The sequence below is a fragment of the Paraburkholderia sp. BL23I1N1 genome (genome assembly GCF_003610295.1).
Taxonomy (GTDB): domain Bacteria; phylum Pseudomonadota; class Gammaproteobacteria; order Burkholderiales; family Burkholderiaceae; genus Paraburkholderia.
Genome location: NZ_RAPV01000001.1, coordinates 4,570,333 through 4,583,517 on the forward strand (window position 1 = coordinate 4,570,333; position 13,185 = coordinate 4,583,517).

General features: G+C 62.1%; 12 protein-coding genes. All 12 read left to right on the forward strand.

Annotation, left to right across the window (positions count from 1 at the left end; genetic code table 11):
- Positions 1 to 41: 41 nt before the first annotated feature.
- The 12 genes from B0G76_RS21370 (at position 42) to B0G76_RS21425 (ending at position 13,156) form a co-directional block, all read left to right on the forward strand.
- Positions 42 to 2,720 carry a circularly permuted type 2 ATP-grasp protein gene (locus B0G76_RS21370; protein ID WP_120294316.1) on the forward strand — a complete coding sequence of 893 codons (2,679 nt, stop codon included), beginning with the start codon at positions 42 to 44 and terminating at the stop codon, positions 2,718 to 2,720.
- Positions 2,717 to 3,607 (forward strand): transglutaminase family protein, encoded by an 891-nt coding sequence (locus tag B0G76_RS21375; protein ID WP_120294317.1) that lies wholly within the window; start codon positions 2,717 to 2,719, stop codon positions 3,605 to 3,607. The genes B0G76_RS21370 and B0G76_RS21375 overlap by 4 nt, the downstream gene beginning before the upstream one ends.
- 190 nt (positions 3,608 to 3,797) lie before the next feature.
- On the forward strand, positions 3,798 to 4,547 hold the full coding sequence (locus B0G76_RS21380; RefSeq protein WP_120294318.1) for an IclR family transcriptional regulator: 750 nt from the start codon (positions 3,798 to 3,800) through the stop codon (positions 4,545 to 4,547).
- 92 nt (positions 4,548 to 4,639) lie between these two features.
- On the forward strand, positions 4,640 to 5,386 hold the full coding sequence (locus B0G76_RS21385) for a transporter substrate-binding domain-containing protein (RefSeq protein ID WP_120294319.1): 747 nt from the start codon (positions 4,640 to 4,642) through the stop codon (positions 5,384 to 5,386).
- 17 nt (positions 5,387 to 5,403) lie between these two features.
- Positions 5,404 to 6,072 (forward strand): amino acid ABC transporter permease, encoded by a 669-nt coding sequence (locus B0G76_RS21390; RefSeq protein WP_120294320.1) that lies wholly within the window; start codon positions 5,404 to 5,406, stop codon positions 6,070 to 6,072.
- Positions 6,069 to 6,845 carry an amino acid ABC transporter ATP-binding protein gene (locus tag B0G76_RS21395; RefSeq protein ID WP_120294321.1) on the forward strand — a complete coding sequence of 259 codons (777 nt, stop codon included), beginning with the start codon at positions 6,069 to 6,071 and terminating at the stop codon, positions 6,843 to 6,845. Before B0G76_RS21390 ends, B0G76_RS21395 begins: the two co-directional genes overlap by 4 nt.
- The gene (gene hutG, locus B0G76_RS21400) at positions 6,842 to 7,834 is read left to right on the forward strand and encodes a formimidoylglutamase (RefSeq protein ID WP_120294322.1); all 993 of its coding nucleotides are present in this window, start codon (positions 6,842 to 6,844) and stop codon (positions 7,832 to 7,834) included. The genes B0G76_RS21395 and hutG overlap by 4 nt, the downstream gene beginning before the upstream one ends.
- Positions 7,835 to 8,018: 184 nt before the next feature.
- Positions 8,019 to 8,441: a MarR family winged helix-turn-helix transcriptional regulator gene (locus B0G76_RS21405; protein WP_120294323.1), complete on the forward strand. Its 423-nt coding sequence runs from the start codon at positions 8,019 to 8,021 to the stop codon at positions 8,439 to 8,441.
- An 80-nt stretch (positions 8,442 to 8,521) separates the two neighbouring features.
- Positions 8,522 to 8,944: a MarR family winged helix-turn-helix transcriptional regulator gene (locus B0G76_RS21410; RefSeq protein WP_120294324.1), complete on the forward strand. Its 423-nt coding sequence runs from the start codon at positions 8,522 to 8,524 to the stop codon at positions 8,942 to 8,944.
- 90 nt (positions 8,945 to 9,034) lie between these two features.
- Positions 9,035 to 10,123 (forward strand): HlyD family secretion protein, encoded by a 1,089-nt coding sequence (locus B0G76_RS21415; RefSeq protein WP_120294325.1) that lies wholly within the window; start codon positions 9,035 to 9,037, stop codon positions 10,121 to 10,123.
- An 8-nt stretch (positions 10,124 to 10,131) separates the two neighbouring features.
- The gene (locus B0G76_RS21420) at positions 10,132 to 11,703 is read left to right on the forward strand and encodes a DHA2 family efflux MFS transporter permease subunit (RefSeq protein WP_120294326.1); all 1,572 of its coding nucleotides are present in this window, start codon (positions 10,132 to 10,134) and stop codon (positions 11,701 to 11,703) included.
- 10 nt (positions 11,704 to 11,713) lie between these two features.
- Positions 11,714 to 13,156 carry an efflux transporter outer membrane subunit gene (locus tag B0G76_RS21425; protein ID WP_120296640.1) on the forward strand — a complete coding sequence of 481 codons (1,443 nt, stop codon included), beginning with the start codon at positions 11,714 to 11,716 and terminating at the stop codon, positions 13,154 to 13,156.
- The last annotated feature ends 29 nt before the right edge of the window (positions 13,157 to 13,185 follow it).

Consider the following 13,185-nt stretch of genomic DNA (forward strand, 5'->3'; position numbering starts at 1 on the left):
GGGCTGAAGAGCCGCAGCATCCTTTTAAAAACGATACGACCTTGGCCTTTCAATCGACTTTTCCTTTCGAAACGTCCGCGACTCGTGCGGACGCTTCGTCCTTATTGCGGCTGTTGCCGGCCTACGAAGGACATTGGGACGAGTTACGCGACGCCTCTGGCGCGTTGCGCGAACCGTGGCGGCAATTCTTCGAGCGGCTCGGCGAAGACGGCATCGCGCGCCTGGAGGATCACTACGCGTCGATCGCGCAGCAGATCCGCGACAACGACATCAGCTACAACGTCTACGCGGATAACGGCGAGCCGCGGCCGTGGGCGCTCGACCTGCTGCCATTGCTGATCAGCGAGGCCGAGTGGGCGCATATCGAGCGGGGCGTGACGCAGCGCGCGCATCTGCTCAATGCCATCGTCGCCGATATTTATGGGCCGCAGACCTTGCTCGAGCGAGGGCAGTTGCCGCCCGCGCTGGTGTTCGGGCATCCGGGTTATCTGCGCTCCGTGAAGGGTTTCACGCCGCCTGGCGAGCAATATCTGCAGGTGGTGGCCGTCGATCTGGCGCGTACGCCAGGCGGTGAATGGACCGTCATGGCGCATCGCACCGAGGCGCCTTCCGGGCTCGGTTATGCGCTGGAAAACCGGCTGATCGTGTCGACGCTGTTCGCCGTTCCGTTCCGCGCGATGCACGTGAGCCGTCTCGCGCCAACTTACTCGCAACTGATCGCGACGCTCGTGCAGGCCGCACAGGCCACGATGCAGCCCGACAGTTCGGGGACCGACGGCGCGCTCCATATCGCGTTGCTCACACCTGGGCCGTTTAGCGAGACTTACTTCGAACACGTGTTTCTCGCGCGCTATCTCGGCGTCACGCTGGTGGAAGGCAAAGACCTGACCGTGCGCGACGACATGCTGTATCTGAAGACGCTCGCCGGTCTCGAACGCGTGCATGTCGTGCTGCGCCGTCTGGACGATGCTTTCTGCGATCCGGTCGAACTGCGCGCGGATTCGAGCATCGGCGTGCCGGGACTGTTGCAGGTAATGCGCGCGGGCAATGTGATCGTCTCGAATGTACCGGGATCGGGCTTTGTCGAATCGCCGGCCTTGCATGGCTTTTTGCCGGGCATTGCCGAAGTGTTGCTCGACGAAGACCTGGTGCTGCCGAGCGTGGCGACCTGGTGGTGTGGCGAACAAGCGGCGCGCGAGCACGCGTTCACGCGTCTGGACGAAGCGTTCATTGTGCCGACCTGGCCGGTCGCGCCACGCGATGCGCCGCCTGGCATCGAGCAGGGCAGACAGCGGCTTTCGACATGGCGCGAGCGCATCGAAGCGATGCCCGACACCTACACGATCCAGCAGCCGCAGCGCTTTTCCTGCACCCCACGTTACGAAGACGGCACCATTGGCCGCCGTCCTTCGGTGCTGCGCGTCTATGCGATTGCCGACGTCAACGGCGGCTGGCATGTGATGCCTGGCGGCTTCACGCGAATGGCCGCCGAGCGTCAGGCGACGGTGTCGATGCAATACGGCGGCAGCAGCGTGGATACGTGGGTGCTGTCGAGTCAGCCGACGTCGACCTTCACCCTGCTGCCTTCGCCGATGCAACCCGCCGACCTCGCGCGCAAGCATCGCACCGTCTCGAGCCGCGCGGCTGAAAATCTGTTCTGGGCCGGACGTTATGGCGAACGCGCCGAAAACAATGTGCGGCTGTTGCGCCTGATTCTCGGTTCGCTGGAAGGCAACGACGCCGATGCGATGTTCCCCACACTGGTCGAGCTCGCCATACAGTGCGGTCTCGTGCCGTCCGGCGACATGTCCTCGCCCTATTCGCCGCAGGCATTCGAGCGTGCGCTGGTCGCGAATCTGAGCGAGAGCACCGGCGCTGCGAGCATCGGCCAGAACCTCAACTACCAGGCGCGTGCGAATGGCGAAGTGCGTGGGCGGTTGTCGAACGATCATTGGCGCACGATTCTCGCGGCGCGCAACGATTTCCGCGATGCTTTGCAGACCTTGATGCCGGCCGCGGGTTTTAACGGCAATGGCAGTGGCAACGGTAGCGCCGGTGGTGCATCGCAATCGCAGGGCAGTGCGAATGGTCTAGGCCGCGCCGAGCGCAGTGAGCGCTACGACCGTTATGACCGCGTGACGCTGATGAACGCGCTCGAACGTTTGTCGGTGCAATTGTCGGCGATCAGCGGCGCGCAAGGCGACCGTATGACACGCGACGAAGCGTGGCGTCTGCTATTCGTCGGGCGGCATATCGAACGCGTGTCGGCGATGACGTCGTTCTTGCGTGTGGTCGCCGATAATGGCCAGCTCGCGACACCGGCCGGGTTCGATCTGCTGCTGCAATTGTTCGACAGCACGCTGACGTATCGCTCGCTGTATCCGGGCCGTTTCGAAGTGCCGGCTTTGCTCGATCTGCTGGTGATCGAGCCCACTAATCCGCGCGGCGTCTACGGTGTCTATGAGCGCCTGCGTAAAAAGCTCGACGAGATTGCCGTGGCCGCGGGCAGCATGCGGCATCGCCCGTTTGCAGAATTGATGCCGCACGCCGATTCGTTGCCGACGCTCGAATCACTGTGCGCCGTCGACGAAAACGATTCGTATGCCGACCTGATTGCAGTATGCGATCAGATTGGCGGCCATGTCGGCGCGGCGGCGCATGAAATCAGCGCGCGCTATTTCAGTCACGCCAGTACGGTGGCTTCGCAGGTGTGGTCATGAAGAACGCACCCACCGTGTTGTCCGTCTCGCATCGCACGACCTACCACTACTCCACGTATGTGGAGACCGCCCAGCATCTCGCGACGATCCGGCCGATCGTCTGTGCGTGGCAGCGCGTGGTCTCGCACGCCGAAAAGATCGAGCCCGAGCCGTCCTATCAAACGAGCCGTATCGACGCATTCGGCAACGACGTCCTGTACTTTGCGCTGGACGCCCCGCACGAGCGCCTGCAACTCGTTAGCGAAACGACGGTGGCGCTCCTGCCGCGCTGGACCGACCTCGACCCCGATGAAACGCCGGCCTGGGAAGACGCGGCGGACGCGTTGCGGTTTTGGGTCGGCGGCGAGTTCCGGCCCGAGGTGGAGTTTCGCTTTGCATCGCCGAACATCGTGCCGCGGCCGTCGTTGCGCGCTTATGCGCTGCCGAGCTTTCCGCCCGGCATGCCGATCGTGGCGGGTGCGATCGATCTGATGCACCGGATTCACGAAGACTTCGAGTACAAACCGTCGGCGACGATGTTCGACACGCCCGCCGAGCGCGCCTTCGAATTGAAGAGCGGGGTATGCCAGGACTTCGCGCAGGTGATGATCGGCTGCTTGCGCTCGCTGGGCTTACCGGCGCGCTACGTGAGCGGTTATCTGCGCAACGATCCGCCGCCTGGGCAGCCACGTTTGATCGGCGCGGACGCCTCGCATGCGTGGGTGTCCGTCTATTGCCCGACGAGTGGCTGGATCGATCTCGACCCCACTAATGACGTGCTCGCCGATACGGATCACGTGACGCTCGCGATCGGGCGCGATTACAGCGACGTGTCCTTGCTGCGCGGGACGATCCTGGGGGGCGGGGAGCATCGGGTGGAAGTCGCTGTGACCGTGCTTGCGCTTTAACCCTTCAGCAAGCCACTTTCTGGTCAGACGAAATCGCTCGACGTGCCGCGCGTGCGCTTCGGCACGCTCTTTTACCCCACTTTCGGGGAAAACCCTCGCTTCTTATTCCCATTCAGCGGGAATCCATTTTTTTCAAACCGAGAATATTCTGGCATTCTGATTTCGTTATTCATTGTGGATAGTTTTCATCGTGAACGCGGAACAGAGTGTGACAGGGGCTGAACGGGTGCTGCTGGTGCTGGCGGCGCTCGCCAGTCATGGCAAGGCCATGTCGGTCAAAGATCTGCTCGCCGTCACTGGTCTCGCGCAAAGCACGCTGTACCGGCAGATCGCTTTGCTCAAGCGTTGGGGGTTCGTCGCTGAAAATGCGGGCCATTACGCGCCGGGCCCGATCAGCCTGCAACTTGCGCTTGGCTTCGATGTGAATTCGCTGCTCGTCGAAGCGAGCCGTACTGAAATGCAGCAACTGGCGCGCGCGTCGCAGGAAAGCATCGGCCTTGTGGTCGCGGTCAAGCATCAGGTGATGTGCCTGGAAATGGTCGAGAGCCAGCACTCGTTGCGCTGCTCGTTCGAAAAAGGCCGTGCCGTGCCGCTGAAAGCGGGCGCTTCGGCGAAATCGCTGCTGGCGTTCATGACCGACAAGGCCCGTACTGAAGTACTCGATAGCGTGTTCGACAACGACCCCGCCGGCCGTGCCGCGATCGAAGCCGAACTCGAACAGATTCGCGCTCAGGGCTACGCCGTCAGCGACAGCGAAGTCGATCCGGGCGTGTGGGGCGTGAGCGCTCCAATATTTCATCGTAACGGACGCGGCGCCGGGAGCAGCGCGTCGATCACGCTGATGGCGCCGTCCACGCGCGCCATCGGCCGCGAAAGCCAATTCATCGACGGGACGCTACGTACGGCCCGCGCTATTTCCGAGCATATGCAAACCGATTGATCGGGCAAGGCCGTGCGCGGCCAGAATTCGATCTGGATACCGAACGAACTGAACACGCTGAACGAACCGAACGAACCACAAGGAGCCCTCCCATGAAACTGAATCGACTGTTGTCCCTCGCATGCGTCACGTTTGCGGTGACCTTTTCCGGTGTGGCGTCCGCACAAACGCCGGACGTGCTGAACGTTGCCACCGACGCGACCTTCCCGCCGATGGAGTACACGGAAAACGGCGCACGCACCGGCTTCGACGTCGACATGATGAATGCACTCGCGAAAGCCATGGGAAAACGCGTGCAATGGACCGATATCGACTTCAAAGGCCTGATTCCGGGCTTGATCGCGCATCGTTTCGACGTGGCGATCTCCGGCATTTACATCACAGATGAGCGCGCGAAAGTAGTCGACTTCACTGATTCGTACTACGCGGGCGGCCTCGTCGCCCTGGTGAAAAGCGATTCGCCAATCAAGTCCGTGGCCGATCTGAACGGCAAGAAAGTGTCGGTTCAGGTGGGTACGAAGTCGGTCAACTTCCTGCGCGACAACTTCCCTCAAATCAACCGCGTCGAAGTCGAGAAGAATCAGGAGATGTTCGACCTGGTGGGGATCGGCCGTGCCGATGCCGCCGTGACCGGCAAGCCGGCCGCGTACCAGCTGGTGAAAACGCGCGGCGGTTTTCGCGTGCTCGACAAGCCCCTCACGACCGAAGCCTACGGCATCGCCGTGCGCAAGGACGAACCGCAACTGAAGGCGGCATTCAACAAGGCGCTGGCGATGATCAAGGCCGACGGCACGTATGCGGCAATCGTGAAGAAGTGGTTCGGCGCCACCGCGCAATAACCGGCTGAGCAGACATAATGGAACTCGACTTTTCGCCGGTGATTGCCGGCTTGCCGGACATCATGCATGGGGCGGTGGTGACGGTCGAAGTAACTGCCGCCGCGCTCGCGCTGAGTTGCGTACTGGGCCTGCTGATCGGTATCGGCCGGCTCGCGCCGAAGCGGCGCGTCGTGTACGGCTTCTGTACGGCGTACCTCACGTTTTTCCGCGGCACGCCGTTGCTCGTGCAACTTTTCCTGCTGTTCTTCGGATTGCCGCAATTCGGCATTCTGTTGCCGGCTTTCGTGTGCGGGATGCTGGGGCTCGGCCTGTACTCGGCGGCCTATGTATCGGAGATTGTGCGCGGTGCGATCCAGTCCGTGGATCGCGGGCAGATGGAAGCGGCGCGTTCGATCGGCATGTCGTCGGGTCAGGCAATGCGCGCAGTCATTCTGCCGCAGGCGATCGTCCGAATGATCCCGCCGCTCGGCAACGAGTTCATTGCGCTGATCAAGAACTCGGCGCTGGTGTCGTTGCTGACGATCGACGATCTGATGCACGAAGGGCAGAAGATCATCAGCGTGTCGTACCGTTCGCTTGAAGTGTATCTGGCCATCGCGCTGGTGTATCTCGTGTTGACGCAGGCGACTAATTACGCGCTGCATCGTGTGGAGCGTCGCTTGCGCGCAGGAGGAATGGTGCAATGAATACCGTGGCCAAAGTGGATGAACCCATCGTCAGCATTCGTGGGCTGACCAAATCGTTCGGCTCGCATACCGTGCTTAACGGCATCGACTTCGATATTCAGCCGCAGCAGGTGGTAGTCGTGATCGGGCCGAGCGGTTCGGGAAAAAGTACTTTCCTGCGTTGCTGCAACGGGCTCGAACAGCCGGAAGGCGGCACGGTCGATATCTGCGGACATCGGCTGATGGATCACGGCGCGATGCTCAAGGAGCGTTCGCTGAATGCGCTGCGCACCGAAGTGGGCATGGTGTTTCAGTCGTTCAATCTGTTTCCGCATCTGTCGGTGCTGCATAACATTACGGTCGGTCCGCGAATGTTGCGTGACGCCAGCAAGGCCGAAGCCGAAGCGGCTGCAATGGCGTTGCTGGAGAAAGTCGGGCTCGCTCACAAGGCGCATGTCATGCCGGCGAGCTTGTCGGGTGGTCAGAAGCAGCGCGTTGCCATTGCTCGCGCGTTGGCAATGCAACCCCGCGTGATGTTGTTCGACGAGCCTACTTCAGCGCTCGATCCCGAGCTGGTCGGCGAAGTGCTGCAAGTGATGAAGCTGCTCGCGAGCGAAGGGATGACGATGGTGGTCGTCACGCACGAAATGGGCTTTGCAAAGGAAGTCGCCGACGTGGTGGTGGTGATGGACGGCGGTGTTATCGTCGAGGCCGGGCCGCCTGCCGAGATTTTCTCGGCGCCGTCGCAGCCGCGCACGCGAGCTTTCCTGCAGGCGGTGTTGTCGCGCGCATGAGAATTCCATTCGACGACAAGGTGTGGAGCGGCCGTTCCGACGATGATGAACCCGGCGACACCCGGCGTATTTTCAATCAGGTGGTGCCGTTCCGCGACGCGTCATGCATTGAAAGCGATGCGCCGGTGATTGTCGGTTTTGGTTCCGATGAAGGCGTGCGGCGCAATCAGGGGCGTATCGGCGCGGCCCATGCGCCGAGAGAACTGCGCCGTGTTCTTGCGGGTCTGCCGGCGAAAACGTCGATGGGAGTGCTTGCCGATGCGGGCGATGTGGTGTGTGACGATGGCGATCTCGAAGGCGCGCAGGCGGAACTTGCGAGCGTGGTGAGCGACGTGCTCGCGAGCGGCGGCCGGCCGTTGGTGTTCGGCGGCGGCCATGAGGTTGCGTGGGGGACGTATAGCGGTTTGCGCTTGCATCAGGATCGCGTGGCTGTGGCTGCAAGTGCCGGTGGGATTTCGAAATTTCCGCCAACCACTGCACCCCGCAAGCTGCTCGTCGTCAACTTTGACGCCCACTTCGATCTGCGCCAGAAGCGGCCCGCGAATTCCGGCACGCCGTTCGATCAGATTGCGAGCGACTGCGCCGAACGAGGCGTGCCGTTCAACTACGCCTGCTTTGGTATCAGCGATCTGGGCAACACCGGTTCGCTGTTCGCGCATGCGGAGCGACTGGGCGTACGCTACGTGCTCGATATCGACATGCAGGAACCGCAATTGCCGCAGCGTCTGGACGATCTCCAGCAGTTGCTGGATTCAGCGGACGACATCTATCTGACCATCGATCTCGACGTGCTCCCGGCCGCCACTGCGCCGGGTGTATCGGCGCCTGCCGCATTGGGCGTGCCTTTGTCGGTAGTTGAAGCGATGGTGCAGCGCGTGCGGGCGTCGGGCAAGCTGCGCGCGGCGGATATTGCGGAATACAACCCGTCTCTCGATCAGGACAAGCGCACGGCGAGGGCGGCAGCGCGTCTCGCATACCGATTGCTTTGACGCGCTAACCGCGCCGCGCCGATTGGGTTACCGTAGGCGCCGGCGATTGTCACGCCGACGCGCCTTTAAAAAAATCGTATGAATAGACTGTCGCTTCGAAGGTACGTGCTGCCGATTCTTTCGAGGTACCTGCCGGGCAAAAATAAACTTGACTCTGTGCGTATGCACTTATACACTCCCCAACGTGACCCGTCCTCTCTCCTACGACGAATGCAACTGTTTCGCGCTGCGCCAGGCGGCCCGGCACGTCACGCAAATCTACGAGCGCCATCTCGGCGAGGTAGGGCTGACGGCTGCGCAGTTCACGATTCTCGCCAAACTTGCGCGCACGCCGAACCTGTCAATGATCGACCTCGCTGAGGCGATGGTCATGGAGCGCACCACGCTGGTTCGCGCCATGAAACCGTTGCAGCGTGACGGGCTGGTGGTAACCGAATCAGCGGAGCATGACAGCCGCACGTTTCTGTTCAGTCTCACGGAGAAGGGCGAAACGACCTTCGACCAGGCGGCCACCGCATGGCGTGCCGCGCAAGACGAGTTCGAGGAAAAGTTCGGCCACGCGCGTGCCAAGGCGCTGCGCTCGGAACTCTTCAGCATCACCGGATAGGCAAAGCGTATGAGCTCGTTTCGGCGAGCTTTTTTACGCCGGATTATGTGCATACGCACTTACGAACAGGAAGGACAGCAATGGACGGACTCTTCGACGACGACTGCTTTGCGATCCGCCAGGCCGCACGCTATGTGTCGCAGATTTACGACCGCCATCTCGAGAATGTCGGCCTGACCATCACACAGTTTTCGCTGTTGGGGCGCCTGAACCGCACCGGTCCGATGACCATGAAGCAACTGGCCGAAACCATGCGTATGCAGCGCACCACGCTGGTTCGCACGATCCAGCCGCTGCGGCGCAACGGCCTGGTGTCGAGCGAGACACTTGGAGCGGATGCGCGGGCGTTGTCGATTGCACTGACGGCCGCCGGCGAAGCGCGTTTGCAAGCAGGGCGCAAGCATTGGCATGCGGCGCAAGCCGAATTCGAGAATCGCTTCGGCGCGCGGCGCGCGGCGGCCTTGCGCTCCGAGCTGTTCTCCATCACAAGCGATTCCGCGTGAATCAGGCCCGCATGGAGCGGGTCAAGCCCGGCGCCGTCCAACGCGCCGTTTTTTCAAGCTAGACGAGTGCATACGCACATACAGACCATCATGTCCACTACACCCTCGACTATTGCACCGCCTAGCGTGGCAAACGCCGCCAAACCGGCACGGCGCATTCCGTGGATGCTGCTCGCGATCATCACGGTGCTCGCGGTGCTGGCGCTTGCCGCGTCGTACTGGTTCTTCGTCGGCCGCTTTGTCGAAACGACCGACGATGCGTACGTCGGCGGCGATGTGACCGTGATGTCGCCGAAAGTGAACGGCTTCGTGACCGATGTGCTGGTGCACGACAACCAGTTCGTCCATGCGAATCAGGTGCTGATCCGGCTCGACGCGCGCGATTACGACGCTCGTCTCGCCCAAGCCAGCGCGGAAGTCGAGAGCGCGCAAGCCGCCGTCATCGAGTTGCAGGCGAAGAAATCCTTGCAGCTTGCCACCATCAACGAGCAGGCCGCCGAGGTCCGCGCGTCCGGCGCCGAGCTGACGCGCAGCGCCGCCGACCAGACGCGCTATCGCGAACTGGTGAAGGACGATGCGGTGTCGAACCAGGTCGTGGAACGCGCGGATGCCGACCTGACCAAGGCACATGCCGCGGTTGACCGCAGCAGCGCGGCGTTGATTGCGGCGCAACGGCAAATCGCCGTGCTCGACGCGCAGATCGGCGACGCCGAGGCGCGCATTGCCACGGCAAAAGCGGCGCAGCGGGTCGCGGCATTGAACGTGGAATACACCACGATCCGCTCGCCGATCGACGGTTACGTCGGCAATCGCACCGCGCGCGTCGGCCTGCTGGCGAACACGGGCGTGTCGCTCCTGACCGTGGTGCCGTCGAGCGGATTGTGGATCGACGCCAACTTCAAGGAAGACCAGTTGAAGAAGATGCACGTCGGCGACGGTGTCGACGTCGATCTCGACGCATCGAGCGAACGGATTCGCGGCGTGGTCGAAAGTCTTGCACCCGCAACCGGCGCGACCTTCAGCGTGCTGCCGGCGGAGAACGCCACCGGCAACTTCACGAAGATCGTGCAGCGCGTGCCGGTGCGCGTGCGTCTCGAGGTGCCGAAGGAGATGCAAGGCGTGCTGCGCCCGGGCCTATCGGCGACGGTGAAAGTCCACCTCGACGCTGCTCGCGGTTAAGGACGATCATGACTCAGGTCTTAGCCAACCCCGCCGACCTGCCGACGCGCACCAAAGTTGTTGCGTTCGTGCTGATGTGCCTCGGTTTTTTCATGGCGACGCTCGATATCCAGATCGTGGCGTCTTCACTCAAGGATATCGGCGGCGGCTTGTCCGCGAGTCAGGATGAGCTCTCGTGGGTGCAGACCTCGTATCTGATCGCGGAGATCCTCGTGATCCCGATGTCCGGCTGGCTCACGCGTGTGTTCTCGACGCGCTGGGTGTTCGCGTTTTCCGCGCTGGGCTTTACGGTCACCAGCATGCTGTGCGGCCTGGCATGGGACATCAATTCGATGATCCTGTTTCGCGGTTTGCAGGGCGCGCTCGGCGCCGCGATGATCCCGACCGTGTTCACCACGGCGTTCGTGCTGTTCCCCGGCAAGCAGCGCCTGATTGCGTCCACCACCATCAGCGCGCTCGCCACGCTCGCGCCGACCGTCGGTCCAGTGATCGGCGGTTGGATCACATCGCAATGGTCGTGGCACTGGCTGTTCTATCTGAACCTGGTGCCGGGCGTCGCCGTTACGCTGTTGGTGCCGAAGTACGTGCACTTCGACAACGTCGATCTCTCGCTGCTGAAGAAGGGCGACTATCTCGGCATGCTTTTGATGTCCGGTTTTCTCGGTTGCCTTGAATACGTCCTGGAGGAAGGGCCACGCAAGAACTGGTTCGGCGACGACGTGATCCTGACGTGCACCTGGGTGGCGGCGATCTGCGGATTTCTGTTCATCGTGCATGCGTTCACCGCTAAAGAGCCGATCGTCGACTTGCGCGCGCTGGCAATCCGCAACTTCGGCATTGGCAGTTTGCTGTCGTTCATCACCGGGATCGGGATTTTCTGCGCGGTGTTCCTGACGCCCGTGTTCCTGTCGCGTGTGCGTGGCTTCGATTCGTTGCAGATCGGCGTCGCATTGCTGTCGGTGGGGTGCTTTCAGTTGCTCGCGATGGTTGCGTATTCGATCGTCGCGCGTTTTGTCGATATGCGCTGGCTGCTGGTGTTCGGCCTGGTACTGTTCGGCGCGGGCTGTTATCTGTATGTACCGCTGACCAATCAGTGGGGCTGGCAGGAGTTGCTGATCCCGCAGGCGTTGCGAGGCATCGGCCAGCAGTTCTGCATTCCGCCCATCGTCACGATGGCGCTGGGTTCATTGCCGATGTCGAGGCTTCGATCCGCCAGCGGCCTCTTCAATCTGATGCGAAATCTAGGCGGCGCGATTGGCATTGCCGTGAGCAGCACCATGCTCAACGATCGTTTGAATCTCCATTACGAGCGGCTCGACGAACATTTGAGCGCGGGCCGTCCGGTGGTCGAATCGATTTTGCAGCAGCAAAGCGCGCACTTCGCGGCAGTCGGTGGCGACGTGCTGAATGCGGCCAATGCGGGCCTCGGCGAGTTGCATGCGCTGCTGATGCGTGAAGCGCTCGTGCTCACGTTCTCCGACACCTTTTTTGCGCTGTCGCTCTGTTTTGTTGTCGGCTTGCTGAGCGTGGTGTTCTCGCGCCCGTTTGGCAATACCGCACCGCCGCCGGATGCACATTGAGGAATTCAGCATGAAACCAATCGTTATCAAAGTACTCGCGAGCGCGGCGCTCCTAACGCTCGCGGCATGCGCGGTGCAACCGGAAACGCATGCGGACCTGCCGCACACGGTGCAGACCGTCGCGCCGGCAGCGTGGAATGTCGATGCCCCTCAGGACAGCATCAACGCCGGTACGTGGTGGGCGCAATTCGGCGATCCTGTCATGCATCAACTGGTGGAATCGGTGCTGACCGGCAACCTCGACGTGCAGGCCGCGGTTGAACGCGTCAAGCAGGCGCAGGAAATCGCGACGCAAAATCGCGCGGCCTTGCTGCCAGAGTTGAATGCCAGCGCGAACGCATCCGACGCTCGCCAGAACACGCCGCCACCGCTCGGCTATGTGCGTCAAGCGGGCGTCGGCTTGACGGCGAGCTGGACGCCGGACGTTTTCGGCGGCGAACGTCTTGCTGTTCTCGCCGCGCAGGCGCAAGTGTCGGGCCGGCAAGCCGCCTTGAATCAACTGCGTCTGGCACTCGCGGCGAATACGGCGGCGGCATATATCGATCTGCGCTGGGCGCAAGCGCAACTGCAGATTCTCAGCGACAACGAACAGATTCGCGCCCGCGCCTTGAAACTCACGCAACAGCGTTTGCATTACGGACTGTCGACGCAACTCGACGTCGCGCGTGCGCAGAACCAGTTGGAGGATTTGCAGGCGCAGATTCCGCGCGTGCAGTCGGCAGTGCAGCATCAATTGAGTTTGATCGCGGTGTATTCGGGGCGCACGCCGGAGAGCGTCGACGGCTTGCTGCTCGCCGATGCACATCAGGCACGCGACATTCCGGTGCCTGCGCAAAGCGTGCCGCAGACGCTGCCGTCCGACGCTCTGCTGCAGCGGCCCGACGTGCGCAACGCCTATGCGACAGTCGAACAGCGCGCCGCGGAAGTGGGCGTGTTCAAAGCGCAGCGCTATCCGCAGTTCAGGCTCAATCTCGCCGATGGCTTGCTGGCCTCGTCGTATCTCGGCTTGCCGACGCTGACCGATAACCTCTTCAGCGCCGCCTTGAACGCGACCAGTCCAATCTTCAACGCCGGCCGCATCACCGCGAATATCGACGCGAGCGAGAGCCGGATGCGTGAATCGCAACTCGGCCTGCGGCAGATCATGCTGCAAGCGTTGAAAGAAATCGAGGACAACCGCAGCGATCTGGTGAGTGGCGCGGTACAGGTACAACGCCTGGGCGGCGCGCTCGATGCATCGGACCGTGCGCTGCATCTGTCGAGTGAGCTTTACAAGGGCGGCGCGACGGATTTTCTCGATGTGCTCGCCGCGCAGGAGGCGTACTTGCGTGACGCGGAATCGCTAAACCAGGCCAAGCGCGAGCATGCGCTCGCGGCGGTGGCGTTGTACCGCTCGCTGGGTGGCGGCTGGGATGTGCCCGGCACAGCGGTTACGGCGGCATCGGCTAATTGATGTGTGTGGGCGTGACAGCGAAGCAGCTA

Excerpts from the sequence above, each read along its gene's own strand:
- B0G76_RS21410 (WP_120294324.1), top strand. The coding sequence starts at position 8,522 with ATGGACGGACTCTTCGACGACGACTGCTTTGCGATCCGCCAGGCCGCA.
- hutG (WP_120294322.1), top strand. The coding sequence starts at position 6,842 with ATGAGAATTCCATTCGACGACAAGGTGTGGAGCGGCCGTTCCGACGAT.
- B0G76_RS21395 (WP_120294321.1), top strand. The coding sequence starts at position 6,069 with ATGAATACCGTGGCCAAAGTGGATGAACCCATCGTCAGCATTCGTGGG.
- B0G76_RS21375 (WP_120294317.1), top strand. The coding sequence starts at position 2,717 with ATGAAGAACGCACCCACCGTGTTGTCCGTCTCGCATCGCACGACCTAC.
- B0G76_RS21425 (WP_120296640.1), top strand. The coding sequence starts at position 11,714 with ATGAAACCAATCGTTATCAAAGTACTCGCGAGCGCGGCGCTCCTAACG.
- B0G76_RS21415 (WP_120294325.1), top strand. The coding sequence starts at position 9,035 with ATGTCCACTACACCCTCGACTATTGCACCGCCTAGCGTGGCAAACGCC.
- B0G76_RS21390 (WP_120294320.1), top strand. The coding sequence starts at position 5,404 with ATGGAACTCGACTTTTCGCCGGTGATTGCCGGCTTGCCGGACATCATG.
- B0G76_RS21385 (WP_120294319.1), top strand. The coding sequence starts at position 4,640 with ATGAAACTGAATCGACTGTTGTCCCTCGCATGCGTCACGTTTGCGGTG.
- B0G76_RS21420 (WP_120294326.1), top strand. The coding sequence starts at position 10,132 with ATGACTCAGGTCTTAGCCAACCCCGCCGACCTGCCGACGCGCACCAAA.